At 64.9% G+C, this 25905-nt stretch carries 24 protein-coding genes; 12 read left to right on the top strand and 12 right to left on the bottom strand.

Translation table 11 applies throughout. The features are described 5' to 3' along the window. The first annotated feature begins 141 nt into the window (after positions 1-141). The 9 genes from BM190_RS06515 (at position 142) to gmk (ending at position 8835) form a co-directional block, all read left to right on the top strand. A complete protein-coding gene (locus tag BM190_RS06515; RefSeq protein WP_092253091.1) occupies positions 142-846 on the top strand; it encodes a TetR/AcrR family transcriptional regulator C-terminal domain-containing protein in 705 nt (234 codons plus the stop codon). A gap of 3 nt (positions 847-849) precedes the next feature. Then, positions 850-1875, top strand: coding sequence for a fatty acid desaturase family protein (locus BM190_RS06520; protein ID WP_092252897.1), 1026 nt, complete (start codon positions 850-852; stop codon positions 1873-1875). Between the two features lie 173 nt (positions 1876-2048). Next, positions 2049-3008 carry an ACP S-malonyltransferase gene (gene fabD / locus BM190_RS06525; protein WP_026201874.1) on the top strand — a complete coding sequence of 320 codons (960 nt, stop codon included), beginning with the start codon at positions 2049-2051 and terminating at the stop codon, positions 3006-3008. A gap of 97 nt (positions 3009-3105) precedes the next feature. After that, complete coding sequence (gene fabG, locus BM190_RS06530; protein WP_027557576.1) at positions 3106-3843, top strand: 3-oxoacyl-[acyl-carrier-protein] reductase; 738 nt, start codon at positions 3106-3108, stop codon at positions 3841-3843. A 313-nt stretch (positions 3844-4156) separates the two neighbouring features. Next, complete coding sequence (locus BM190_RS06535; RefSeq protein ID WP_008130699.1) at positions 4157-4396, top strand: acyl carrier protein; 240 nt, start codon at positions 4157-4159, stop codon at positions 4394-4396. A gap of 108 nt (positions 4397-4504) precedes the next feature. Then, complete coding sequence (fabF, locus tag BM190_RS06540; RefSeq protein WP_092252899.1) at positions 4505-5770, top strand: beta-ketoacyl-ACP synthase II; 1266 nt, start codon at positions 4505-4507, stop codon at positions 5768-5770. A gap of 125 nt (positions 5771-5895) precedes the next feature. Further along, positions 5896-7170 carry an endolytic transglycosylase MltG gene (gene mltG / locus BM190_RS06545; RefSeq protein ID WP_018317569.1) on the top strand — a complete coding sequence of 425 codons (1275 nt, stop codon included), beginning with the start codon at positions 5896-5898 and terminating at the stop codon, positions 7168-7170. A 114-nt stretch (positions 7171-7284) separates the two neighbouring features. Then, complete coding sequence (locus BM190_RS06550; RefSeq protein ID WP_018317568.1) at positions 7285-8172, top strand: YicC/YloC family endoribonuclease; 888 nt, start codon at positions 7285-7287, stop codon at positions 8170-8172. Between the two features lie 3 nt (positions 8173-8175). Continuing rightward, positions 8176-8835: a guanylate kinase gene (gene gmk, locus BM190_RS06555; RefSeq protein WP_092252901.1), complete on the top strand. Its 660-nt coding sequence runs from the start codon at positions 8176-8178 to the stop codon at positions 8833-8835. Here the strand turns inward: gmk and BM190_RS06560 are convergent. Beyond that, on the bottom strand, positions 8768-9979 hold the full coding sequence (locus tag BM190_RS06560; RefSeq protein WP_244550605.1) for a hypothetical protein: 1212 nt from the start codon (positions 9977-9979) through the stop codon (positions 8768-8770). The two genes, gmk and BM190_RS06560, sit on opposite strands and share 68 nt — an antisense overlap. Positions 9980-11266: 1287 nt before the next feature. Between BM190_RS06560 and BM190_RS06570 the strand changes: the two genes are divergently transcribed. Further along, positions 11267-12889: a DUF8728 domain-containing protein gene (locus BM190_RS06570; RefSeq protein WP_244550606.1), complete on the top strand. Its 1623-nt coding sequence runs from the start codon at positions 11267-11269 to the stop codon at positions 12887-12889. Between the two features lie 129 nt (positions 12890-13018). Continuing rightward, a complete protein-coding gene (locus BM190_RS06575) occupies positions 13019-13633 on the top strand; it encodes a cupin domain-containing protein (protein WP_092252907.1) in 615 nt (204 codons plus the stop codon). 50 nt (positions 13634-13683) lie between these two features. On the opposite strand, the gene BM190_RS06580 is transcribed toward BM190_RS06575, so the two are convergent. Both BM190_RS06580 and BM190_RS06585 read right to left on the bottom strand, forming a co-directional pair. Next, positions 13684-14385: a Crp/Fnr family transcriptional regulator gene (locus BM190_RS06580; protein ID WP_092252909.1), complete on the bottom strand. Its 702-nt coding sequence runs from the start codon at positions 14383-14385 to the stop codon at positions 13684-13686. A 17-nt stretch (positions 14386-14402) separates the two neighbouring features. Then, positions 14403-14636 (bottom strand): hypothetical protein, encoded by a 234-nt coding sequence (locus tag BM190_RS06585; RefSeq protein WP_092252911.1) that lies wholly within the window; start codon positions 14634-14636, stop codon positions 14403-14405. Positions 14637-14795: 159 nt separating this feature from the next. On the opposite strand from BM190_RS06585, the gene BM190_RS06590 reads away from it, so the two are divergent. Further along, entirely contained in the window at positions 14796-15533 is a 738-nt protein-coding gene (locus tag BM190_RS06590; protein WP_018317561.1) for a Crp/Fnr family transcriptional regulator, read from the top strand. 114 nt (positions 15534-15647) lie between these two features. Here the strand turns inward: BM190_RS06590 and BM190_RS06595 are convergent, their stop codons facing one another. The 9 genes from BM190_RS06595 to lptF all read right to left on the bottom strand — a co-directional run bounded on the left by BM190_RS06595 (position 15648) and on the right by lptF (position 25801). Next, positions 15648-16367 carry a Crp/Fnr family transcriptional regulator gene (locus BM190_RS06595; protein ID WP_092252913.1) on the bottom strand — a complete coding sequence of 240 codons (720 nt, stop codon included), beginning with the start codon at positions 16365-16367 and terminating at the stop codon, positions 15648-15650. A 340-nt stretch (positions 16368-16707) separates the two neighbouring features. Beyond that, a complete protein-coding gene (locus BM190_RS06600) occupies positions 16708-16944 on the bottom strand; it encodes a hypothetical protein (protein WP_092252915.1) in 237 nt (78 codons plus the stop codon). A 74-nt stretch (positions 16945-17018) separates the two neighbouring features. Continuing rightward, on the bottom strand, positions 17019-18077 hold the full coding sequence (locus BM190_RS06605) for an alcohol dehydrogenase (RefSeq protein ID WP_092252917.1): 1059 nt from the start codon (positions 18075-18077) through the stop codon (positions 17019-17021). Between the two features lie 72 nt (positions 18078-18149). Continuing rightward, on the bottom strand, positions 18150-19007 hold the full coding sequence (gene rsmA / locus BM190_RS06610; RefSeq protein ID WP_092252919.1) for a 16S rRNA (adenine(1518)-N(6)/adenine(1519)-N(6))-dimethyltransferase RsmA: 858 nt from the start codon (positions 19005-19007) through the stop codon (positions 18150-18152). Then, positions 19004-20044, bottom strand: coding sequence for a 4-hydroxythreonine-4-phosphate dehydrogenase PdxA (gene pdxA / locus BM190_RS06615; RefSeq protein ID WP_092252921.1), 1041 nt, complete (start codon positions 20042-20044; stop codon positions 19004-19006). The genes rsmA and pdxA overlap by 4 nt, the downstream gene beginning before the upstream one ends. Then, positions 20044-20979 carry a SurA N-terminal domain-containing protein gene (locus tag BM190_RS06620; protein ID WP_177236934.1) on the bottom strand — a complete coding sequence of 312 codons (936 nt, stop codon included), beginning with the start codon at positions 20977-20979 and terminating at the stop codon, positions 20044-20046. The genes pdxA and BM190_RS06620 overlap by 1 nt, the downstream gene beginning before the upstream one ends. Positions 20980-21048: 69 nt before the next feature. After that, on the bottom strand, positions 21049-23538 hold the full coding sequence (locus BM190_RS06625; RefSeq protein WP_026201870.1) for an LPS-assembly protein LptD: 2490 nt from the start codon (positions 23536-23538) through the stop codon (positions 21049-21051). Then, on the bottom strand, positions 23538-24635 hold the full coding sequence (gene lptG / locus BM190_RS06630; protein WP_018317553.1) for an LPS export ABC transporter permease LptG: 1098 nt from the start codon (positions 24633-24635) through the stop codon (positions 23538-23540). The genes BM190_RS06625 and lptG overlap by 1 nt, the downstream gene beginning before the upstream one ends. Beyond that, positions 24632-25801, bottom strand: a complete 1170-nt coding sequence (gene lptF, locus BM190_RS06635; RefSeq protein WP_092252926.1) for an LPS export ABC transporter permease LptF — start codon at positions 25799-25801, stop codon at positions 24632-24634. Before lptF ends, lptG begins: the two co-directional genes overlap by 4 nt. Positions 25802-25905 lie beyond the last annotated feature (104 nt).

Here is a 25905-nt window from a genome sequence, read left to right on the forward strand (position 1 = left end):
TACGGATTTTGGCTGACTTGGCAAGGTTGGAGCGCCTCGTTTTCGGCCAGACGGTGCTGACAGGCGCGTCCAAACCACCCTCCCGTACCAGCTTGACCTATTTGTTTGTATGTCATACAAATAATGGATCGGGAGGTGCTGATGGCGGGTGAATCGGTCCAGGCTCCGCTTGAGGCGTCGGCGGGTGATCCGAAGCACGCTGCGCGGGCCACACGGTCGGCCGGCCGCAAGATGCGCTCACTGCTGCTGGATGCAGCAAGTCCGCTGTTCCGGGAGCGCGGGCTGTCGGGCACGGCGATCACCGACATCGCGGCCGCCGCGGACGCCTTCCCAAGCCAGATCACCTACTACTTCCGCACCAAGGAGGCGCTGTTCGTCGAATGCGCCTGCCGCGACCTCTTGTATCTGGCGCGTGCGACCGAGCAGGCGGCGCTGAAGGCGCGCACGCCACGGGAATACACGCATGCGCTGGCGGAGACCGTGACGGCGAGCGATTCGGTGGCTTTCTTCGCCGAGGCGCTGACATTGACGCGGCGCCGCCAGGATCTTGCACCGCTCGTCGAGCGCACGATCGAGCGCCTGCACGGCGAAGGCGCGCGCGCCTATGCGAGCCAGGTGGCGCGGCACGGCTGGCGCTCCCTGCGCGCGCCCGACGAAAGCTCGCGGCGGTTCTGGGCCGTCGCTATCGGCGTCATTCTCGAAGGCTACGCCATGGGCCGTTCGCCCGAGGCGCTCTGTGCCGAGATGCTGCGCGTGCTGGGCGAGCAAGCGAAATCTGATGACGCAGCGCGCCTGCGTCTTGTCGAGGGCCGCGAGGCATCAAGCAATTCGAACGAGGAAGGCTAGGCCATGACCGCTCTTCGCATGCGTGCCCGCGATTTCCTGACCGACGACCAGCTTGCCGACGTGCGAGAGCGTGTGACCTGGAAAGGTGTTGCTCTGATCGTGCACGCCTGGGCGCTGATCATTGGCGCGATCGCCCTGGTCGCGTGGTGGCCCAATCCGGTCACCTATGTCCTTGCCGTTGCAATCATCGGCTCGCGCCAACTGGGCCTTGCGATCCTGATGCATGATGGCGCACATGGCTGCCTGTCCGCCGACGAGAAAACCAATCTGGCCCTGAGCCAGTGGCTCTGTGCCTATCCGCTGTTTGCGGAGACGCGCAGCTACCGGCGTTACCACCTGCAGCACCATGCGCGCACGCAGCAGGAGGATGATCCCGATCTCGTGCTGTCGGCACCGTTTCCGATTACGAAGCTGAGCTATCGCCGCAAGTTCATTCGCGATATCACCGGGCAGACCGGCTACCAGCAGCGCAAGGCGCAGCTGCTCAATGGGCTCGGTCCGAAGGACTGGCCGTGGCGGCAGCGTCTGGCGCATTTCTGGGACAAGCTAGGTCCGCAATGCCTGCTCAACGCCGCGATGTTCGCCGCGCTCGCGGCGGCCGGCATATGGTGGGCCTATCCGCTGCTCTGGCTGGTGCCGCTCCTGACCTGGATGATGGTCATCACCCGCATCCGCAACATTGCAGAGCATGCCGTCGTCCCCGACAGCAGCGATCCCCTGTGCAACACCCGCACCACGCATGCCAATGTTCTCGAGCGCTTGTTCATCGCGCCGTACTACGTCAATTATCACCTCGAGCATCATCTGCTGTTCTACGTGCCCTGTTACAATCTGCCGAAGGTCCATCGCCTGCTGAGTGAGAGCCGGCATGCCGGCCGCATGGAGGTGCAGCCAAACTACGCGGCGGTGTTGCGGCTGGCGACGGCAAAGCCTGACAGGGAGGATCGGCCGGGGCAGTTGGCGAGCAGCGCGCGCCGTGCGCAGGCCGGAGCGGAGGTCGACGCCAACCAGACCGCCGGTGGGTTTTGAGGGGGCGCATCCCCAGTTGAGTGCTGCTCGAAGTTCCCATCTCGGCTTGACAGTCCGGCCCCGGACAGTGTCTACGGCCCCCTTTGGAGCACGATCCGGAACCATGGCCTAACGCCGTGCGTAATCGGCTGCCGGTTCTCGCGGGGATCGTGTCCGACAAGCAGGGAGCGCCGATGACGGCTGCATTCACATTTCCTGGGCAGGGTTCCCAGGCGGTCGGCATGGGCAAGGCCCTGGCCGATGCCTTTCCGGTGGCGCGCGCCGTGTTCGACGAGGTCGATGCCGCGCTCGGGGAGAAGCTGACGGCGATCATCTGGGATGGTCCGGCCGAAACCCTCCAGCTCACCGAAAACGCCCAGCCGGCGCTGATGGCGGTGTCCGTCGCCACCCTGCGCGTGCTGGAGGCTGAGGCTGGATTTTCCGTGGGACGAGATGCGGCCTTCGTCGCCGGCCACTCGCTCGGTGAATATTCGGCGCTGGCGGCGGCCGGCAGTCTGACGGTCTCGGATACCGCCCGCCTGCTTCGCACCCGCGGTCTCGCAATGCAAAAGGCCGTTCCGGTCGGCGCGGGCGCGATGGCCGCACTGCTCGGTCTCGACTACGAGGCCGCCATGGAGGTCGCCAAGGAGGCGGCGCAGGGGCAGGTCTGCCAGGCCGCCAACGACAATGGCGGCGGGCAGGTTGTCGTCTCGGGCGACAAGGCCGCGGTCGATCGCGCCGTCGAGATCGCCAAGACCAAGGGCGCCAAGCGCGCGATGCTGCTGCCGGTGTCCGCCCCGTTCCATTGCAAGCTGATGCAGCCCGCTGCCGACGCCATGGCCGAAGCGCTGTCGAAGGTCACGATCAAGGCCCCGGCTTCGCCGCTGGTGTCGAACGTGCTGGCGAGCGCCATCACCGATCCCGACGAGATCCGTCGCCGCCTGGTCGAGCAGGTCACCGGCACCGTGCGCTGGCGCGAGTCGGTTGCCTATATGGCGGGGCAGGGCGTCACCCGGTTCTTCGAGATCGGCGCCGGCAAGGTGCTATCCGGTCTCGTCAAGCGCATCGCGGACGGCGCCGTCGGCGTTTCGGTCGGTGGCCCGAACGACATTGCCGCCGCCAAGGATGCATTGGCCGCTGCCAAGCAGGGCTAAAGCGCGATTTCTCGTCGCGCTTGAGTTTTTCAGTTTACGCACGATCTTCGGAAAACCGCTGCGCACTTTTCCGGATCGTGCTTTGGAGGAGTTTTCGATGTTCGATCTGACTGGCAAAAAGGCGCTCGTCACCGGCGCGACCGGCGGTATCGGCGGCGCGATCGCGCAGGCGCTGCACGCGCAGGGCGCGACCGTTGCGATATCAGGAACGCGCAAGGAGGTGCTGGACGAGCTTGCCGGCAAGCTCGGCGAGCGCACCCATGTGCTGCCCTGCAATCTCTCCAAAGCCGACGAGGTCGAGGCGCTGGTGCCCGCTGCGGAAGCGGCAATGGGCCAGGTCGACATCCTCATCGCCAATGCCGGTATCACCCGCGACAATCTCTTCGTGCAGCTCCGTGACGAGGATTGGGAGGAGGTCATCAACGTCAATCTAACCGCGACCTTCCGGCTGGCGCGCGCCGCCACCAAGCTGATGATGCGCAAGCGCTTCGGCCGCATCATCGCCATCACCTCGGTGGTCGGCGTCACCGGCAATCCCGGGCAGGGCAATTACACGGCGTCGAAAGCGGGCCTGATCGGCATGATCAAGACGCTTGGTGCCGAATACGCCAAGCGCGGCGTCACCGCCAACTGCATCGCACCGGGCTTCATCAAGACGCCGATGACCGATGCGCTCAACGACAAGCAGCGCGAAACGATTCTGACCAAGGTTCCGGCCGCCCGCCTGGGGACGCCCGAGGATATCGCGGCGGCCGCCGTCTACCTGAGTTCGAACGAAGCAGCCTACGTCACCGGCCAGACCATTCACGTCAACGGCGGCATGGCCATGATCTGAAGCGCTCGTTCCGCACTGCCCACATGGGCTGTGCGGATGCGGCAAACGGCCGTTTCCGGAGGGAAATGAGGCTTATAGTCAAGGCAGTTGAAGTATGATAACCGGACGCTCAACGGATGGGCAAAGAACGCCATTGCAGGTTTTTGAAACCCTGTATATTGGCGATGCGGAGCCTTGGCCGTCGTTCGCCGGGCCCTGTATCGGTTAGGATGGGGCCAAATCAAAGTTCGTAAGCGAAGGCAAGTAACACGACCACGACGGCTCGTATCGTCCCGGGGGGTCGGGTCTACAGGGAACAACACGAGGTTATGCAATGAGTGACATTGGCGAACGGGTTAAGAAGATCGTGGTCGAACACCTTGGTGTTGAACCCGAGAAGGTTGTCGACGCCGCGAGCTTCATCGACGACCTCGGCGCCGACAGTCTGGACACCGTCGAGCTGGTGATGGCGTTCGAAGAAGAATTCGGTTGCGAGATTCCGGACGACGCTGCGGAAACGATTCTCACCGTCGGCGACGCCACGAAGTTTCTCGAGAAGAACGCGAAGAGCTAAGGCTCTTCATTTTCGCGGGGACAACATTGAAACCGGACGGGCCGCTTCCCAGCGGTCAGCCGGTTTCTTGTTATTGGCCGTGAATCTTTCGATGCGGAGTTTTCGGATATGAGGCGGGTTGTCGTCACTGGTCTCGGCATGGTGTCGCCACTCGGCTGCGGCGTCGAGCCAACCTGGAAGCGCATCCTCAACGGCGAGAGTGGTGCGCGCAGGATCGAGAGCTTCGATGTCTCCGATCTTCAGACCAAATACGCCTGCACGGTCGTGCGCGGCGACGGCAGCAACGATACCTTCAATCCCGACAAGTGGATGGAGCCGAAGGACCAGCGCAAGGTCGACGACTTCATCATCTTCGGCATGGCCGCCGCCGGCCAGGCGCTCGACGATGCCAACTGGCATCCCGAGACCGAAGAGGACAAATGCGCGACCGGCACCATGATCGGATCGGGCATCGGCGGCCTCAACGGCATTGCCGAGACCGCGATCCTGCTCAAGGAGCGCGGACCGCGCCGGGTGTCGCCGTTCTTCATTCCGGGCCGCCTGATCAACCTGGCTTCCGGCTACGTCTCGATCGCGCACGGGCTGAAGGGGCCGAACCATTCGGTGGTCACGGCCTGCTCGACCGGTGCGCACGCCGTCGGCGATGCCGCCCGCCTGATCGCGCTGGGCGACGCCGACGTGATGGTCGCCGGCGGCGCCGAATCGCCGATCAGCCGCATCGGCATTGCCGGCTTCAACGCCGCGCGCGCGCTGTCGACCGGTTTCAACGAGACACCCGAAAAGGCCTCGCGTCCCTACGACAAGGACCGCGACGGTTTCGTGATGGGCGAGGGCGCCGGCGTCCTCGTGCTGGAAGAGCTCGAGCACGCCCGGCGCCGTGGCGCCAGGATCTACGCCGAGGTGATCGGTTACGGTCTTTCGGGTGATGCCTATCACATTACCTCGCCGTCGCCCGATGGCGATGGCGGCTTCCGCAGTATGTCGGCCGCGCTCAAGCGCGCTGGCCTCACCGCCTCCGATCTCGACTACATCAACGCGCACGGCACCTCGACGCCGCTCGGCGACGAGATCGAGCTCGGTGCCGTCGAGCGTCTGCTCGGCAATGCTGCCTCCAAGGTTGCGATGTCCTCGACCAAATCGTCGACGGGCCATCTCCTGGGTGCGGCGGGTGCGATCGAGGCGATTTTCGCCATTCTCGCGATTCGCGATAATGTCGTGCCGCCGACGATCAACCTCGACAATCCGTCGGTGGAGACTGCGATCGATCTCGTGCCGCATACGGCGAAGAAGCGAGAGGTCAACGTCGCCTTGTCGAACTCGTTTGGTTTTGGCGGTACCAATGCGTCGGTGATCGTGCGGCGCCTCGCCAGTTAGTTTAAGTTTGAGACGAATCCACCGTTTTGCCGTATTCGGCGATAGTCATGGAAGTGGGCGCGTGCATTTGGCAGGGCAAGCGATTGTCGGGCCGCGATTGAACCGGCAGGATTCAGGTTGTTTCGATGAGTGAAAGGCCGCCCATTTCGCCCCGGAGTCCGCGGGCAGCGCTCGAGCCCGAGCAGGTCCCGCCGCCGCCGAAGCGATCGGACCGTGCGCGCAATCCCTTCGTGATCGTCGGCAACGCCATCATCACCCTCCTGCTGATCGCCATGCTCGGCGCCGGCGGCGTCTATTATTACGGCCGGCAGGTGCTCGAGGCGCCCGGGCCGCTCAAGGATGACAAGATCGTCAACATTCCCCAGCGCGCGGGCAAGCGCGACATCGCCGAGACGCTGAACCGGGAAGGCGTGACCGACATCAACCCGTGGGTGTTCATCGCCAGCGTTGCCGCGTTGAAGGCGAGCTCGGACCTCAAGCCGGGTGAATATTCGTTCCAGAAGAACGCCTCGCTCCGCGACGTCATCGCCACCATCGTCGAGGGCAAGGTGGTGCAGCACGCCGTCACGATTCCGGAAGGGCTCACCTCCGAGCAGATCGTGGCGCGCCTGTCCGACAACGACATCTTCACCGGCAGCGTGCGCGAGCTGCCGCGCGAGGGCACGTTGCTGCCCGAGACCTACAAATTCCCGCGCGGCACCCCGCGCGAGCAGGTGGTCCAGCGCATGCAGCAGGCGCACAAGCGCGTGCTCGCCGAGATCTGGGAACGCCGCAATCAGGACATTCCGGTCAAGTCGCCGGAGCAGCTGGTGACGCTGGCTTCCATTGTCGAGAAAGAAACCGGCAAGCCCGACGAGCGCAGCCGCGTCGCCGCGGTGTTCGTCAACCGCCTGAAGCAGCGGATCAAGCTGCAGTCCGATCCGACCATCATCTACGGCCTCGTCGGCGGCAAGGGCACGCTGGGCCGGCCGATCAAGCGCAGCGAGATCACGCAGCCATCGCCCTACAACACCTATGTGATCGAGGGCCTGCCGCCGGGCCCGATCTCCAATCCCGGCCGCGCCTCGCTGGAGGCCGCCGCCAACCCGGCCCGCACCCGCGACCTCTATTTCGTCGCCGACGGCACCGGCGGGCACGCCTTCACCGAGACTTACGACGCGCATCAGAAGAACGTCGCCAAGCTCCGCGCCATGGAAAAGCAGATCCAGAACGACACGGTGGAGCCGGCCGAGGATGCGCCACCGCCCGCTGCCGTCGCGCCCGGAGCCGCCGATACGCCGACGGCGACCACGCCGGCCCGGCCCAACCAGCAGAAAAAGCCGCCGGCGGCGCGCCCCGCAGCTCCAGCACCGGCGCGGCAGGGCGCGGTGCAACCCTCGCCGCCGGTGGTCCAGCGCTAGGCGCGTTGCAGACCTGCTCGCCGGCTTTGCGGATTCCACTTTCCTGCAAAATAGTCTTAAGATTCGCGTGGCTTGATGCCTCGCGAATCCCGTGTTTCTGGAGAATTTGACCTGATGGCGCTGTCGTCCATGACCGGCTTTGCGAGATGCCACGGCGCAAGCGGGCCGTATACGTTCGAATGGGAATTGAAGTCGGTCAACGCCAAGGGCTTTGACCTCAGGGTGCGGCTGCCGCAGGGGTTTGACGAGCTCGAGGCCCACGCCAAGAAACGCGCCGGCGAGCTGCTGTCGCGCGGCACCGTCTATGCCAATCTCACCGTCAAGCGCGCCAACGCTGCGGCCACCGTTCGCGTCAACGAGGACGTGCTCAACGCCGTGCTCAAGGCCGCCGCCGTCATCGCCGGCAAGGTCGATGCGGTGGCCCCGAGCATCGACGGCCTGCTCGCCATCAAGGGCGTCGTCGAGGTTGCCGAGCCCGAGGGCGACGAGGAGGAGGACAAGGCCGCGCGCGCTGCCGCAGCCGAAGCCTTCGACAAGGCGCTCGCCGATCTCGTCGAGATGCGCAAGCGCGAGGGCACTTCGCTCGGGCAGATCCTGACCCAGCGGGTCGACGAGGTCGAGCAACTCGCGAAGAAAGCCGAAGTCGCACCGGGGCGCAAGCCGGAGGCGATCAAGGCGAGGCTCGCCGAGCAGATCGCGAGCCTGCTCGACACCTCTGACCGTTTCGATTCCGACCGCCTGATGCAGGAGGCGATTCTGATCGCCACCAGGGCCGACATCCGCGAGGAGCTCGACCGCATTGCTTCCCACATCGCGCAGGCGCGCGAGCTGATCGGCAAGGGCGGCCCGATCGGCCGCAAGCTCGACTTCCTGGCGCAGGAGTTTCACCGCGAGGTCAACACCTGCTGCTCGAAGTCGAACGACATCGAGCTGACCAATACGGGCCTCGCCATGAAGAACGTGGTCGAGCAGTTCCGCGAGCAGGTCCAGAATCTGGAGTGATCGATGACGAGCGGCGGTCACGGAACTGACGGTGTCGAGCGGCGCGGATTGATGTTCGTGCTGTCCTCGCCCTCGGGCGCGGGCAAGACGACGCTGTCGCGTCTTTTGATCGACCGGATGTCCGGCCTGAAAATGTCGGTGTCCGCGACCACGCGCCCGATGCGGCCGGGCGAGGTCAACGGCAAGGATTATCTGTTCGTCGACAAGCCCCGCTTCGAGGCGATGGTGAAAGGTGACGAGCTGTTGGAATGGGCCACCGTGTTCGAGAACAGCTACGGCACGCCGCGTGGCCCCGTCGAAGCCGCGCTATCGTCCGGGCAGGACGTGCTGTTCGACATCGACTGGCAGGGCACGCAGCAGCTGCGCGAAAAAGCCCGCGCCGACGTCGTCAGCGTCTTCATCCTGCCGCCCTCGGCGGCGGATCTCGAAAAGCGTCTGCACTCGCGCGCGCAGGATTCCGACGAGGTGATCCGCAAGCGCATGAGCCGCGCCAGCCACGAGATGAGTCACTGGGCCGAGTACGACTACATCGTGATCAACCACGACGTCGACGAGGCCTTTGCCGAGGTGCAGTCGATCCTGAAAGCCGAGCGCCTCAAGCGCGAGCGGCGGATTGGCCTCGTTGGCTTCGTGCGAGGTTTGCAAGGGCAGCTGCAGGGCTAGGCTGCGGCAGCCGCGGCCCTTGCTTCGCCAGCCGTTCCAGCATCGCGGTGATCACGTCGACGTCGACGGCCTCTCCGGCCTGCGCGTCTACCGGCGCATCTTCATGGTGATCGACGGCCTTTTCGTCGCCGATGTCCTTGGCTGCGAGCCGCGGGGGCGATGCCTCGATCTCGAACTTTCCGTTGAAGATGTCGGCCTTGTCGAGTTCGGCGGCCTTGTTGCGAATGGACGCGGATTGCGCCGCGATCCTGCCGATCTCCCTGGTGAAGGCTGCGATTTGCGCGGTCTGCGGCGGCCGAACTTCATCGAAGTCGACGGGGCCCTGCTTTGCGCGCGGCGTGACGGCGGGCTCCGCACCGAGCCAGGGTGCGCGGCTTCCGTCCTGGTCCTGCGGCGCCCAATCGTCCCAATGCCCGCGGCGGTCGACGGCGGCCTGGACGCGTACGCGTCCGCCGGCGAAGCGGTAGATGATGCTGGCGAGGATGCCGGCGAGCGCCAGCGCGCCGCCGATCACGAGCAGCAGCATCTGCACCGAGCCGGCCGGCTTGTCGGCGGTGCCGTCTGGCCCGGCCAGCGCCATCGGCGCGGGAGGCTTTGTCGGCTTCGCGCTTGGTGGTGCGGTGGCCGCAACGGGAGCTGGCCGCGGGGCGGGCGCGGCGGAGGCCGGGGAGGTCTCGGGCCAGCGCGCGGTCACGGCCGGCTGCTGCGCGTTGGTCTCGGGCGCGCCGCTTGGTGGTTGCTGGGCGACCGGCTGCGCATTGGTTGCGGCGGGCGCGGGCGCGCTCGTGTTGGGCATGCCAGGTGCGGCACTCGTCTGCGGAGCGATGTATTCGGCGCGCGCGTTCTGCATCGTTTGCGGCGCGGCTGAATCCGCCTCGGGTGCGTCGGTCGTCGCCTGCGCGGTCTGGGAGGATTTGCCGCCTGCGGCGCGCAGATACCAGCATTGCCGCTTGGTGGTGCGGTCGAGACGATAGTACCAGTGTTGCCCCTGCGGCGCGGCACCCTTCGGCGAGGCGAGGCAGTCGGCGGCCGCGTTGGCTGTGCTCGATGGCGCCGGCGCATTCTGCGACACGGCAGCCAGTGGTGCGCCGGCAATGATGCTGCCGACCAGCGCGGATACGAATTTTGCGGTGCGGTTGCCCATCCTGGTCTCCCGGTTACGCATGACGCAACTCTCAACCAGCCCTTTGTCATCAAAGACTTGGGTGGCAATGAGCCGCAAATCCGGAGAGGATGTGGCTTGAATTGGGCTCGCAGCGCATTCGTTCCGGCGCGAGATCAGGCATTTTCCTGGGCGTTACTGCTTCGCCGAGCTCCAGGTTCCGCCGCAACCATCGGAGCGCCCCCCGGTTCCGGAGCCGCTGCGGGCGCCGAGACAGCCAGAGCCGGTGAAAGTCACACCGTCGCCTTCGCCCGACCGTGCGAGCCGCTCGGGCTGACGGTTCCAGTGACGGGGCGAAAGGTGCGTGACAGTGGGGGCACTCGCAATGACGAGTATGGGGCAAATAGATCGCGCTCGATCGGCTTTCGTAACTCGCAGACACGGCTTCCCATTCTCGCGGCGCATTTCGCCCGAGGCTTGCTGTCGTCGCGCCCCATGAAGACCAAAGGGCGCAGGGAAGGCCGGGCGCCGGCGGCACCCGCAAGTCCGTGCGCGACGAAGATGCACACGGGGTGGACCACAGGTGATGCCGGTCGCCCGGCCTTCCCTGCGCGGCTGGTTTTAACGGTGTCCTTCGTGCTCTCCCCGGGGAGCGATGCACTATTGCCCCCGTCGCCTTGCGGGAATGATCGATGCAGTGCCCGGTCGGACCGCCGCATCACCGCAAGCCTTGACGCACAGACCCCGGGCGTCAGGACCACACGACTTCTCCGTCCGCGGACGATCCCGCCGGAATATCCGGAAGCTTGCGTGTGCTCGCCCCCAGGCATCGACGAAACCGCTGTGACCGCGCCGGGTCGTATCGCGTCCCCTGAAGACTCACGGTTGCCCGCCCTGTCATCAGGCTGATCGCGCCGGCGCTACCGCGTCCACCGCCACCCGGCCCGCATCTCGTGACGATCGCGAAGCGCCCCTTTGGCAGGGCCGGGATGAGGCGCATATGCCACAAATCCGAAATTCGGGAAAGTGGAATATTTTTGCGCGTTGGGCTTGACCGGGTGTTTTGCCCGACGCCTCTCAAGGAACCGCCGTCAGCTCCGTTTGTCGTGTACATCGCGGAAACGCGCCCCATCATCGCAAATGACCCAAGCGGCCTAGCGGAGCAGCGTTCCCTAGTTCCAAACCTTTACCTCTGCGACTGCCCAAGGGAAACCTGAATTTCAAGCCTTGCAGTCACCGACTGTTAGGAAGGCTAAGATAAACCGCAGGATGTGGGAATGGACCCCGGCAAGGCGTCAATCGTGATCGAGCGACTGACAGGGGAGTGTGATGGCTGTCGTCGATCAATGCGATTGCCCCGACAAGACAGGCAGGGCGTCGTCGGGACAATTGGGTGCCGATACCTGGATTCAACCCTCAACTGCAGCCATACTCGTTTGGCTGGGATTGCTTGCGATGGAGATCATCGCAGTCCTGGCGCTGTGCGACTTCAGGCTCTTCTTCACGCTCGACGATGCGTATATCCACCTTGCGGTCGCCGACCAGATCCTGTCCGGCGGATATGGGATCAACGCCGGGGAATATTCATCGCCTAGCTCATCGATCATCTGGCCATATTGTCTGGCTCTGACCGAAGCGCTTCATCTCGGTGCATTTGGTCCGTTGTTGATCAACGCTGCAGCCGCAGGTGCGGCGATCTTGGCTATCACACGCCTCTTGGAGGCGAATGGCCTGTTCGATGGTGTGGGCGAGCTTCCGTTCGCTTGCGTGATCGCGCTGCTCCTCATCTTCAGTGTCAGCGCCGTCGCGCTGCCCATGACCGGCATGGAGCACAGTATTCACGTCTGGGCCTCAATCGTGACCTTTGCTGGTCTCGTGGCGGCTGCGCGCGGGTTCGCACCAACATCACTCCATTTCCTCGCCCTGGTGCTGCTTCCGCTCATCCGCTTCGAAGGGATCGCATTCGCCGGTGCCGCAATCGCGGCGTTCACGCTGCTGGACCAGCGCCGCTTCGCGGCCGGCGCAGCGCTAGTCATTGTCGTCACTCTATCGGGCTATGCCGTTCTCATGGCCTCGCGTGGCCTGCCGTTGCTGCCGAGCTCCGTCTTGTTGAAAGGCTATCTGACGACTCTTGATCAGCCCGCGAGCGAGCTACCCGCTATCGTCAGAAACATGCTGCGGAGCGTGATGACGTCGTATGGATTGCGGCTCATCGCACTCGGTCTCGCTGTTGCCTGGTGCGCCAGTCTGCTACGCGCCGATCGCAAGGTACTGATCGTCCTTCTGGCTGTTCTTGTTGCCGCCGGAGCCCATCTGGTGTGCGGTCAATACGGTTGGTTCAATCGGTATGAGGTATACATCATGGCTCTCGCGGCAGCCGCGTTGCTGTGGGGCATCGCACAACTCAAGCCACGGCTCTCTGCGCTGCAATGGTCTCGTGTGAAGGTCGGCGTGGTCTTCGGGCTCGGCACCGCGGCGATTCCCTACATGACAGCGGCAGTGGTCTCGCCGCTAGGCGCAAGCGATATCTACGAGCAGCAATACCAGATGGCTCGTTTCGCCCAATCGTTTTACAGAGATGCGGTTGGGGTCAACGATCTCGGCTTGGTTGCATATCGCAATACCAACTATACGCTCGATCTCTGGGGCCTTGGTTCGGAGCAGGTGCGCAAGGCGAGAATGGCGGGAGATTATGGGCCGGCAGAGATGGCGGCCCTTGCCCACGATCACGACGTCGGTCTCGTCATGATTTACGAGGGCTGGTTCGAGAAAGGCGTGCCATCGAGCTGGACGAAGGTCGCCGTGCTCCAAACGAGAAGCGTAACCTTGTCGCGTCAGAACGTCGATTTCTACCGCACGCCGCTGGCCGATGCGGCGGCGGTTGACGCCGCGCTTCGGGCCTTCAAGGCAACGCTCCCGTCGCGGGACAGGCTGGATATCATCACGCCGTAGCGTGATCTCAGGAGGTGCGAGGCATCGCTAGAGAGATCATCCGCAGGACGGAGTGGGGCCTGCCGATCAAGCCCGTTCGCCTGAAACTTCTCACCTCCAGCGTCGTTGAACCGTGGCTGAGGACAGGCCATGCCGATCAAGGACCAGATCAAGAATCTCGCCAAGAAGCTCGTGGAGGAGCATCCCGATGCGGCAACGCTGCGGGCGCTGGTGCGGGCCCGGAAGCCGGCAGCCATCCGTTTTCGCGACGATGGCATCGTGCCGAACAATCCGCGTTTTCCGGTGTTGCTCTATCGCGGCGCGGTCAATCTGAAGTCCAGGCGCTATCCCCCTGAGGTCATCATCGACACGCTGTTCGATACAAACGGCTGGGGCCGGTCGTGGCGGGACACCGTGTATGACTTCGTCCATTATCATTCGCAGGTCCACGAAGTGATGGGCGTGGCGCGCGGCACGGCCAGGCTTGAGTGCGGCGGGGTCAAGGGACGCGTCCTCCGCGTGAAAGCCGGCGACGTTCTGGTGCTGCCCGCCGGCACCGGACACAGGCTGATCGAGTCCAGCCGGGACTTTGGGGTCGTCGGAGCGTATCCGCAGGACGGGACGTACGACGAGTGCACCGACACGCGCGAGCGTCCCGATGCCGTCAAGCGCATCGCCAAGGTCCGCAGGCCGAAGACGGATCCCGTCCTCGGCCGCGGTGGTCCGCTGTTCACATCATGGCGGACCGCGCGGCCGCGATCGTGACGCGAGGGAGAGCGGTCCGCTCACCCATCCTCTGCGCTCGCCCTCCGCGCTCAGGTCAGATAGTCGGGCGTGAAATCGGCAAGCCTGCGCAATTCTTCAGGCTGCAGCAGCTCGATCTCGCTGCCCTCCCATGCGATCAACCCGCGATGCCGTAGTTCTTGAATGGTGCGGTTGACGTGCACGATCGACAGGCCACAGGCATCGGCGACGTGGCGCTGCGTCATCGGCATCTGGAAACAGGCGTCCTTGAGAAGGCCGACGATCTCCAGCCGCGCCGCGAGCTCGCAGATCAGATGCGCGACCTTCGGCAGGGCCGCCTGCGCGCCGAGGCGGGCGATCCATTGCCGCGAGATCGCCGCATCGATCAGCGTCTCGCGCCAGAACGCGCGGGTCAGATGGATAGAGCCGTCGAGCAGCTGACGGAGCTGGCTGTGCCCGACGTAGCCGACGATGGTCGGGCCGAGGCCGACGAGATCCGCATCCATCGGCGTGACCAGGAGCGTGTGCAGGCAGGGCATGTCGCCGGGAACGTGGAACGCGAGGATCTGGCTGCGATCGCCGACGATGCGGGCCTGGTAGAGAAAGCCGCTGACGACGAAGACGCAGCGCGAGGCGGCCTCGCCCTGACGCAGCACGATCTCGCCGTCCGCGACCTGGCGTAGCGTGGACGGCAGGCCCGCGATCTGCTGGCGTTCGTCCTCGGACAGGCCTTCGATGGCCTGGAGACGCGCGATGAACTTCGGATGCGGCATGAGTCTCGTGGCGCGCTTCAGCCCTCTCGCGGCGCGTCGATGAAGCGCCGCGAGAGCTTTGCGATGGTCCAGTCGGAGACCTCAGTGCTGCGGAACTCGCGGATGGCGTGGGCGAGTTCCTGATCCGACATCGGATGCGCCGGCTCGCGCAGCGTGCCGTTCTTGAAGGCATCGCTGATGCAGTCGAGGTGTTCGCTGGTATCGGATGCGAACAGGCCGCGGATGCGCTCCAGGATCGTCGTAGGACTCATGAGAAGGGCGGGCTCGGTTGGTGGTCGAGGTGATGGTGTGAGTGCGACCCGAATGATCGCAAACGGATTAGCAACCAGTGCGTCCGTCTCGCGTTCTAGTCCGCTGAACCAGGGCCAGAAGTATCATTTGATAGATCCGGCGCGATTTTTGATGGTCTCATGGAAAAAGCCCACGACGTGCTGATCCGGAACCTGAGCGAGCACACCGCGCTCACCGGGGAGGATCTCGACGAGATCCGCGCGCTCACCTTCACGCAGCGCGATGTCGCGCCCAACGAGGATTTCATCCGCCAGGGCGAGGAGCCTGAACATTCGGCGCTGGTCGTCTCCGGCATGGTGGCGCGTTACCATCTGCTCGGCAGCGGGGGACGGCAATATCTCGCGTTCCATATCTCCGGTGACCTCCCGGACTCCCAGGGGCTGTTCATCGACCAGATGGACCATGGGCTCTCCGCGCTCGGGCACGCCTCGGTCGCCTTCATCCCGCATCGCGAATTGTTCATAGCCTTCCGGCGCCGGCCCACTTTCGCGCTCTCGGTCTGGCGCGAGACGCTGCTCGATGCCTCGATCTTTCGCGAGGCCATCACCAACAACAGCGCCCGGCCGATGCAGGCGCGTATGGCGCACCTATTCTGCGAACTGTTCTACCGCGCCCGCGCCGCGCAGCTCGTCCGCGGCAATCGCTTCCGCCTGCCCATCAGCCTGGTGCAGCTCGGCGAGACGCTCGGCATGGCGATCGCGACCGTGAACCGGACGCTCGCTGACCTCAGGCGGGGCGGCACCATGGATCTGCGCGACGGGGAGCTCATCGTCCTGAAATGGCGCGAGCTGCAGCGGCTCGGCGATTTCAGCCCGGCCTATCTGCATCTGAAACGCCAGTCGCCACCGGAGGGGTGAGGCCGCAAAGATGCTAGAGCATAATCCGGAAAAGTGCGCAGCGGTTTTCCGAAAAGATCATGATTGAACAACAACCTAAAGCGGGATGACGATGCATCCTGATCGCATCGCGCTTTAGCCATCGGCAGGTGACGCTCCGCCCAGCACCTCGTCAAAGTGCTTCCTCACCCAATCATTGCAGCAGCAGGCTCTGGCTTCGAGCGCTGTCCCGTCGAGGATCAGGATGGCGCCGCGGCGGGTCGCGAGGATGCGCCTTGCCTTGAACATCTGGATGACGCGGCTGGCATAGCTGCGGGAGACGCCGAGCATGCCGGCGAGCTGCTCGTGGGTGAGGGGGATCTCGGCGCCGCCGATACTCTCCTTCGCGGAGATGATCCACTTGGCGGCGCGCTGCTCGATCGAATGCGCCGCGTTGCAGGCCGCCGTCTGCAGCAGCTGCGCGAATTGGCAGTCGGCGTAGCGCGAAAAGACCTCGTGGAGCGTGGCTGACCGCTGCTGTGCCTGCTCAAGCGCGCGCAGCGGCAGACGGACGAGGCTGCCGCCCAGCTTCACGACGATGCGTGAATAAGCCAGCGAAGGGTTGCGGCCTGCGGCAATGCCCACCGCACCCTCGCGGCCCACCAGCAGGCTTTCGACCTCGCGATCGTCCTCGACCGGCACGGCGAACGACACGAGTGCGGGACCGCAGGGAAAATGCACCGCCGCCACGTCGTCGCCGGCGTGATGCAGAACGTGGCTCGCCGCGAGTTCGACCGGCTGAAGGTGAGGCGCGAGCAATTCGAAATCCTGGTGGGTGAGCTGCCGGAGCAGATCGTTCGGGGGCCGACCGGTCACAGTTGCGTCTCTGGGCTGGCCGGGAATCGGCGCCAGCCAGAACCCTACGTTTCCATGGCGGAACCGACGGTTCCAAAGTGCACACAAGCGGCCGTTGCATAGTTGAGATGCTGGCGCGCGGTCTTTGCGGACTTCCGGAAGGTTGGGAGCGAGGCTGCATGCGTGCGCTGCCCGGCAGCGTTGATCTGGCGAGGTCTGTTCAGGAGTGAACATAGCGGGCTTGCGGATTGGCGTAGCGTGTGGCGCCGAGCGCCGTACTTCGTGCGCTTTGCCCGAGGACCGCTGGCCTCAATCCGCCAAAACGCCGCCGGGCCGGCGGCCCGAGGGGCGGCGAAGATCATCAGCCGAAGCGTGCTTCGCGATCCCACGAGGATCGGCGCATCGCCGCGTGCGCGCGATAGGCGTCGATCGCCTTGTTGGCGAGCATCAGCTGCCGGCGTTCGCCGGTTTTGAGCTGACCTTCGATGGCGTCGAGAATGACGTTGGCGCTCTCGTCTGGCGGGCCGAGCTCGCCGCTCTGCTCCAGGCAGCTCCAGGCGATGAAGAATGCGCTTTCGACGGTGCAGCGAATGGACATGCGCTGCCAACGCGGCGGGGCCGCAGGCGTTCCGTCACGCGGGCCCAACTTGCGTCGGGCCCGCTGCGCGCGGCTCAGTTCTTCAGCACGATGCGGCCGACGACCTTGCCGGCACGAAGCTGGTCGATCCATTTCTGGACATCGCCCATCGGCTCCTCGCGCATCGGCGTCGGCTTGATCTTGCCGGCGCGCGCCAGCGCCATCAGCTCCTGGGCCTCGTTGAGCGTTCCGACCATGAAACCCTCGATGGTCATGCGCTTGTAGACCCATTGCACCATCGGCAATGTGAACTGGCCGCCCATCAGGCCGGAGACCACGATCTTGCCGCCGCGCGCGGCGACCGCGACCGCGAAGGCCATCGACTTCTCGTTGCCGGCGAAATCGACGATCTCGTCGAAGCCGCCTTCGGTCTCCTTCAGGATGCGCTTGATCACGTCGGGCTCGGACGGATCATAGGCATTGGCGGCGCCGTTGTTCAGCGCGGTCTCGCGCGCGGCCGGCGAGAGGTCGGCGACCGTGATCGGCTGCTTGAACATCGCCTGCGCGAACGACAGGCCCATCATGCCGACGCCGCCGAGACCGATCAGCAGCAGGTTGCGTTGGCGCGGGCGGTCGACCAGGCGCTTGAGCGCGCCATAGGCGGTGACGCCGGAGCACATCAAGGTCGCGGCCTGGTTGACGGGCAGGGGATCGTAGTCGAGCAGATATTTCGCGTCGGGCACCAGCACGTGGGTGGCGAAGCCGCCATCGATGGAGACGCCGAGGAAGCGCTGCTTCACGCAGAGATTCTCGTCGCCATTGGCGCAGTCGCGGCACTGGCCGCAGCCGATCCAGGGGAAGACGGCCTTCTTCGCGCCAATGAGGCCGGCCGGCACGTCGGGGCCGACTTCGTCGACGACACCTGCGATCTCGTGGCCGAGCGTGAAGGGCAGCGTCATGCCGCGCGTGGTGTCGAGCTTCTTGCCGCCGCCGAGATCGGCGTAGCCGTCCTGGATGTGCAGGTCGGAATGGCAGAGGCCGCAACGCTCGATGCGCACCAGCACTTCGGCGCCTTTCGGCTTGGGCGTGTCGACGATGGTCTCGCACAGCGGCGCATCGAACTTGACCAGGGACTGCCGACGCATCAACGCCATATTTCTTCCTCCGAAATTATCTCATTGTTTGAGCATGATCTCGTTCGGAAAACCGCTTCACACTTTTCCGGATCATGCTTCTTCGGTTCGTATATTGGCCAATTCACAGGCCATGGCAACAAAGCCGGATATCGGAATGGTCTCCGCGCGACGCGTCGCATCGACGCCGGCGGCGGCGGCGAGCCGCGCCGGATCGGCGCCGAGCGATTTCAGGCTCTGCCGCAACATTTTCCGGCGCTGACCGAAGGCGGCGGCGGCGACCTGTTCGAGCAGCCTGCGATCGCAAGGGAGAGGCTCGGCGCGCGGCGTGAGGCGCACGACGGAGGAGGTGACCTTCGGCGGCGGCACGAAGGCGGACGGCGCAATGTCGAACAGGATCTTGGTCTCGCAGCGCCAATTGGCGAGCACGCCGAGCCGGCCATAGGCCTCCTCGTCCTCGCGCGCGACGATGCGCTCGCCGACCTCGCGCTGGAACATCAGCACCATCATATCGTACCAGGGCGGCCAGGGCTCGGTGGTGAGCCAGCCGATCAGGAGCTGGGTCGCGATGTTGTAGGGCAGGTTGGCGACGATCTTCGCGCGTTCGCCATTGAGCAGCGGGCGGGGATCGAAGGTCATGGCATCGCCATGCACGATCTCGAGCCTGTCAGGATAGCGCGCGGAAATATCCTGCAAGGCCGGGATCGCCCGCTCGTCATGCTCGATGGCGATGACGCGCTTCGCGCCGAGCGCAAGCAGCGCGCGTGTCAGCCCGCCCGGGCCGGGGCCGATCTCGACGATCGTGGAATCGTCGAGCGGTGCTGCGGCGCGCGCGATGCGGGCGGTGAGATTGAGGTCGAGCAGGAAATTCTGGCCGAGCGATTTGCGCGCCGACAGCGCGTGCTGGCGAATGACCTCGCGGAGCGGCGGGAGGTCGTCGATCGCGCTCATCGGCTTTGCGAAGCCGCCATGCGGCTGGCCAGCTGAAGCGCCGCGATCAGGCTGGCCGGATTGGCCTTGCCGGTGCCGGCGATGTCGAAGGCGGTGCCGTGATCGGGTGAGGTGCGGATGAAGGGCAGGCCGAGCGTGACGTTGACGGCGTCGTCGAAGGCGACGGTCTTGATCGGGATCAGCGCCTGGTCGTGATACATGCAGATTGCGCAGTCATAGGTGCTGCGCGCGGCCTCGTGGAACATGGTGTCGGCGGGCAGCGGCCCCCTGGTCTCGATGCCGTCGCCACGCAACACCTTAAGCGCCGGGGCGATGATCGTCTGCTCCTCGTGACCGAGCGAGCCGTCCTCGCCGGCATGCGGATTGAGGCCGGAGACCGCGATACGCGGCTGCGCGATGCCGAAGCGCGATTTCAGCTCGGCTGCGACGATGCGCACGGTCGAGACGATCAGCTCGCTGGTGAGCTCTGCCAGCGCATCGCGAATCGAGACGTGGATGGTCACGGGCACCACGGCAAGCCGAGGCGACCACAGCATCATCACCGGCTGCGGCACGCGGCCGCCTTCCGCGGCGAGCTCGGCGAGGAATTCGGTGTGGCCGGGATGACGGAAGCCTGAGCGGTAGAGCACGCTCTTGGCGATCGGATTGGTGACGACGGCGCCGGCGCGGCCCTCGCGGACATCGGTGACCGCCTGCCGGATCGAGGCGAGCGCGGCCGGCGCGCTCGATGCGTCGGGCTTGCCGGGCTCGGCGGTCGCGCGCTCGCCGGTGGCGACCACGGGGAGGGCATCGGTGAAGGCGGAAGCGGACTCGCCGGGGCTCACCGCCGCGGTCCTGACGTCGGCCCCCAGCGCGGCGGCGAGCGCCTTGGCGCGCCGGGCGATCAGCGCCTCGTCGCCGAGCAGATAGAAGGCGGGCAGGTTCAGTTCACGGCGCCGGAGCCAGGCTGCGATCGTGATGTCGGGGCCGATGCCGGCGGGCTCTCCCAGGGTCAGGGCAAGGGGAAGGCTATGCGGTTTGGCTGCGCGATTGGCCATCAGCGGTTGCGATATTCGATCATCGCCGCCTTGCGGAGCTCGTCGAGATAGGCCTTCTGGGTCTTCTCGTACTTCTCCTGATACATCTTCTCGCGGACCTCGCGCTTCTTCGGCGTGTCGATCATGGTCGGCTTGCGCGAGCACAGCACCACCATCTCGATGCCGTTCTTGGTCATCTCGGGCGCGGTCAAATGGCCGATCGGGGTGTCGTCGAGCACCTTGCGCAGCGCTTCCGGCAGCTCTGCGGTAGTCTTGGTGACGCTGTCGCGGATGGTGGCGTTCGGCGTCGAGCGGAACAGCGAGTTGGCTTCCTCGCAGCTTCCGACGCGCGCGCGATAGCTCTCGGCTTCCTTCTTGCGTGTTTCCAGGAACGCCGCGGACGAGCCGCGCGGCACGATCAGCACGATCGGCTGCATCTTGTATTCGGTGCCTTCGATCTGGAGCTTGTCGCCGGTCTGGGCCTGCACGGCCTGCGCGACGTCGCGCTCGCCGACCAGCAGCTTCTCCTTGAAGCGGCCGCGCACCAGGCTGGTCCAGACCATCTCGGCCTTCATGCGGCCCTTCAGCGTCTCGGGACGGACGCCTTTGGATTCGAGCGACTTGGTGAGCTGGTCCGGCGTGATGCGCATGCGCTGCGCCATGCCTTCGTAGGACTGGTTGATGTCGGAGATGCCGGGGTCGACCCCGTACTTCTTGCCCTCCTTCATCTTCACCTTGTCGTCGATCAGCTCGTTGATGACCTCCTGCCGGCTCGGGGTCTTCTGCGTCGTCAGCTGGTCGAGCTTGGAGCGCTGCTCGATGTCGAAATCGGTGATCGGGTCGCCGTTGACCATGACGACGATGTTCTGCGCGCGCGACGGCGAGGGCAGTCCGGTCAGGACCAGTCCGGCAGCGATGGCGAGGAGGAGGCGGAAGACGGGCAATGGGGTCGTCATGATTGTCGCTCGCATGTCAGCCGCGTCGAGCCTGTGATGGGGGCAAGCGCGGCCGGCACTTCAAACCGTTCACTGGAGGCCGGCGGAACTGCTGGTCGTCGACGAGGTCGCCAGCGTGCGCAGGCCGATCTGGAACATGAACGCATGGCTCAGCACGGGCGGCGCGGTGCCCGCCGAATAGCTATACGAAGTTACGTAGTTCGCCGCCAGCACGAAGCAATCGTCGACATAGCCGGCACCAAGCACATACTGGTTGATCTTGTTGGCCTCGAGGTCCCACCGCGCCGAGCCCGACACCACCCAGTTGGTCGCAACCTTTATGGAGCCCGAGGTCAGGATGCCCTCGCGGCGGGTCAGATAGCCAAGCTCCGGCTGCGCCGCGTAACTGCCGTACAGCACGCTGACCGCCCAGCGATTGAAGTTGGCGCGGCCTTCCGCCTCGAAGCGCTGCACGTTCCAGGTCTGCTCGTCCATGCGGGAGCGGACGCTGAACGTGTAGGTGCTGTTGGGCGAGTAGCTGGCGCTCGCGACGTAATCGGAACGCGGCTTGTCCAGGCCGGAATTGAGGCCGGTATTGATGGGGTCCTGGACCGCGAACGAGTTCATGCCGAACAGCTGGTAGGACTGGCCGAACAGGGCCTTGACGGCGCCGCCCTTGTCGAACTGCGTGGTGGACTGCACGCCGACATTGGCGCGGCCGCCGCCCTCGACGCGGTCGTAGCCGGAGAACTTGTCGACGCTGAACAGGTTCGAGGCGTCGAACACCATGCTCTGGGCGTCCTCGTTCGGGAGCTTGCCTGCATAGGTCTCGTTCGGCCGGATGATGATCTGCGCGATCGGCTCGACGGTGGTCGAGCCCCAGGGCTGAACGTTGATGAAGGGGTAGCGGTATTCCAGGCCCACGGTCGGCATCAGGCGGAACGCCTGGGTGTCGCCGATGGGAAGATAGTTCGACACGCCCGGCTGGTTGGAGACCGAGGAGTTGATCGCGTCGGCGCGCAGGCTGGCGAACGGCGTCCAGATCTGGCCGAGCGGATCGGTAAAGGATTTGCGCCACTGCGCCTCGGCCGTGAGGCGGGTGTAGGTGCCGGGGAAGCCGCGCAGCAGGCACTGTGACGGCGTGCGGGCGAGCGGATCGGCCGACGCCGTCGTGCACAGGCTGTTGGTGTTCGCGATCGTGGTGATCGGATCGAACACCGCCTGGTCACGCGACAGGTTCACGAAATTGGTCTTGTAGCTGAACTCGCCGCCGAACACCGGGTAGTTGAGCACGTTGGAGTAGTCGATCACCGGATAGACGATCGGCACCTGGCTCTGGTTACCCGAATAGCTCAGCCAGTACATCGTGCGCGCGTCGAAGAAGCTGCGGTTGCCGACGCCGGTCAGATAGAGCTGCGACAGCGCCTCCGTCGGCAGCAGCAGGAACGAGCCGAGCGGATCGCGGTACTGGTAGAGCCGGTAGTCCGAGAAGAAATAGTAGTCGGACATCAGGACGCCGTCCCAACCCCAGACCCATTTGTCGTTCAGCGCGAACTGACCCTTGGTGTCGACGGCGCCGCGGAACTGCTTGTCGCCCGGCTGCCCGGCAAACGCGCCGGGATCGAGCTGGTCGATGCCATAGGCGCGGATCTGGTAGGCGCCGTCGATCAGGCGCTGCCGGAATTCTCCCTGCAGCAGCACGCCTTGCCGCGACAAGAAGCGGGGGTTGATGGTCGCGTCCATGTCGGGCGCGATCGCCCAATAATAGGGAACCTCGACGCCATAACCCGTGTTCGACGTGCCGGAAACATAGCCCGGCATCAGGAAGCCGCTCTTGCGCTTCACGGTCGGGTCGGGCGTCGAGAAATAGGGCATGTAGGCGAGCGGCACACCGAAGAATTCGATCTGCGCCGTCTCGAAATACAGCATCTTCTCCTGCTGGTCGTGGATGATGCGCGCACCCTTGACCTGCCACAGCGGCGGCTTTTTCGGATCGTCCTTACACGGCGCGCAGGCCGTGTAGACGCCGTTCTCGAACACCGTGTAATTGCCGCTGGAGCGGTCGGCGCGGCTCGCGGCCATGCGGGTCTGGTCGGCGGTGTCCACACGCAGCGAATCGACGAAACCGTCGCGGTAATCGTCGGAGAGATCCATGATCTCGGCATAGGTGATCTTGCCGTCAGCATCCGTCATGCGGATGTTGCCTTCGGCATGCAGCCGCTTGGTCTTCTGGTCGTAGATGACCTTGTCGGCCTCGACGCTGGTGCCGTTGTAGAACAGCTGGACGTTACCGACCGCGGAGACGCGCGAATTGTTGTAGTCGTAGTCGACCTCGGTCGCCTGAACCAGCATCTGGTTGTCGTTGGCTGCTTTCGGCGGCTTCGGACGCGGCGGCAGCGGATTATAGGTGAAGCTCTGGGCCGAGGCGGGGGCCACGGCGGCAACATCGATCAGCGCGCCGAGCGATGCCACGGCAGCGACAGCCATCATGAGCCTGCGAAGAGACAAGCCGGACCCGTTCGCGCGCATCACGATGCGGCGCGTCAAACGAGACACGGGTCCTCGATGGACGGCAGTCACTAACCGTCCTCCTGGTACAACAAGGCCAAAAAGCCGGTGAGGCCGCCCACCACTACGGGCAACCACGCCGCAGCGATCGGATGCATCAACTCAGCCTTGCTCAAGTCTTCAGTCACTTTCGACAGAACGTAGAGCAGAAAGCCTGCGCCCACGCCACTCAAAACCATCTTCTGCACGCCGCCCATCCGGAAGAAGCGCAACGACACGGAGGCCGCGAGCATCACCATGGCCGCAAGCAAAAACGGCTGTGCCAGAAGCTTTTGATACTGGAGTCGGTATCCGGCTGTCGCGAAGCCTGAGCTTTCGGATGAGCGGATGTAGCTCGGTAGTTGCCAAAAGGACACAGTCTCGGGGGTGGAAAAGCTGTTGCGGACCTGCGCCTCGGTGAGCGTCGTTGGAATCTCCAAGGTGGCCTGGTCGATCGGCGGGGAGTCCAGCGAGAAGCGGCGAACGGATTTGAACAGCCAATGGCCGGACTCCAGTGTCGCCTCGCGCGCCTCGATCCGCTCCTTGAAGTGACTGTCTGTGTCAAAGCGGAACAGCGTCAGGCCGGTGAGTCGGACGCCCTGCTGCTCGCTGCGCGCGGCGTTGATGATGGTCTGGCCGTCGCTGGTCACCTGATTGAGCCAGAAGCCGGAGGCGTCCTGGATGCCGCCGCCGGGCGCCGAGCCGAACAGCTCGGCTTCCATGCGCTTGGAGAGCTCGCGCAGATTCGCCGACATGGGATTGTAGGCGACGGTTGCGATCACCCCGATCAGGAGCGCGCTGCCGAGCGCCGGTGAGATGAACTGCCATGCGGAGATGCCGGCGGCGCGCGCAACCACGAGCTCGAGCCGGCGGGAGAGGGCGAGATAGCAGGTCATGGCGCCGATCAGCATGCAGAACGGCGTCAGCTTCTCCAGCAGTTGCGGCACCCTGAACAGCGAGGTCTCGGCCACCATGAGTGCCGAGGCGGACGCCAGCCCCGAGGTCTTGCGCACCATCTCGATGTAGTCGACCAGCACCAGCAGCAGGAAAATGCCCAAGAACACGCCGAGCGCCGCGACCACGAAGCGGCCGGCGAAATAGCGTCCGAGTGTGTTGGTGAGCATGCTCATGCGGTGGCCGGCCGTCCGAACAGCCGCGCGATGCGCGCGTTCGACCTGTTGATGGCCTCCATGAGGCCAGGGGGCGGCTCGACCACAACGCCGCGGATGATCATCCACAGCCCGACGCCGATGGCGCCCATGACCATCGCATATTGCACCAGCACCGGGCTCGGCGACTTCACCGCCATCACCGAGCAGGCAAAGCCGGCCATGCGCAGGCCAAACACCGCAACGACCGAAGTGCCGATCGAGAAATTACGGCTCTGGCGGGTGGTGCGGGGCGCACCGAGGAAAGCGAAGGTCAGCACGGCGAAGGCGAAGGGATAGATCGGCGCGAGCAGGCTGTCATGCAGGGCCGAGCGGAACTGGCCGGGAATCTGCTTGTAGACGGGGTCGTTATCGGACGGCGCAAGCAGCTCCCAGAGATAGCGCTCGCGGATGCCGAGGGTGACGTCGCGGCCCTGGTTGGAGAACTTCGACATGTCGAAGCCGTAGCGGCCGAAGGCCACCAGCGCGGGATCGCGCTTGCCCGCCTCGAAGCGCTGGAGATTGCCGGTCTCCAGCACCAGGAACGAGCCGGTCTCGTTCTTCACGACCTCGCCGTGCTCGGCGACGATCGAGACGCGCTCGTTCGGATCGCGGCGGTCGTCGATGAAGATGCCGGCAAGGATGCCGCCGGGCTGGCGTTCGCGAATCCGGATCGTGAGGTTCTTGTCGAGCTGGGCGAAGCGGCCGGGCTGCAGGATGTTGGTGAGCACGTCCGCGGTGATCTCGGCATCCCACTGCTTGATCCGCCGCATGCCGTCGGGGGCGAGATAGGCCGCTATGAACGCAACCAGCAGCGCCACCACGCAGGTGGCGTAAAAGAACGGATAGAACAGCCGGAACGGCGACAGGCCGGCGGCATTCATCACGATGATCTCGGAATCGGTCGCGAGCTTGTTCAGCGTGTGCGAGATCGCGATCATCAGCGCGATCGGCGAGATGATCAGGACCAGGGCCGGCACGACGAGGCTGGTGATGCCCAGGAAAGTGAGGATGGTCTGACCCTGGCTCGTCATCAGGTCGATGCCGCGCAACGCCTGCGTAATCCAGATCACGCCAGTGAGGCTGACCAGGATCAGCGCAAACGACGCCAGCGTCGTGCGGAAGATATACCTATCGATCGACCCCATGCGCTACCGCACGAATCCCACCAAGTCCCCAATGTCGGCCGAAACTCCGCTGTCCAACCAATCCCCGATCAGGGGATCCCCAAGGTTGGCCAGCGCCTCTTCCG

Origin of the sequence: Bradyrhizobium sp. Rc3b, from assembly GCF_900114915.1 — a bacterium.
Lineage (GTDB): Bacteria > Pseudomonadota > Alphaproteobacteria > Rhizobiales > Xanthobacteraceae > Bradyrhizobium.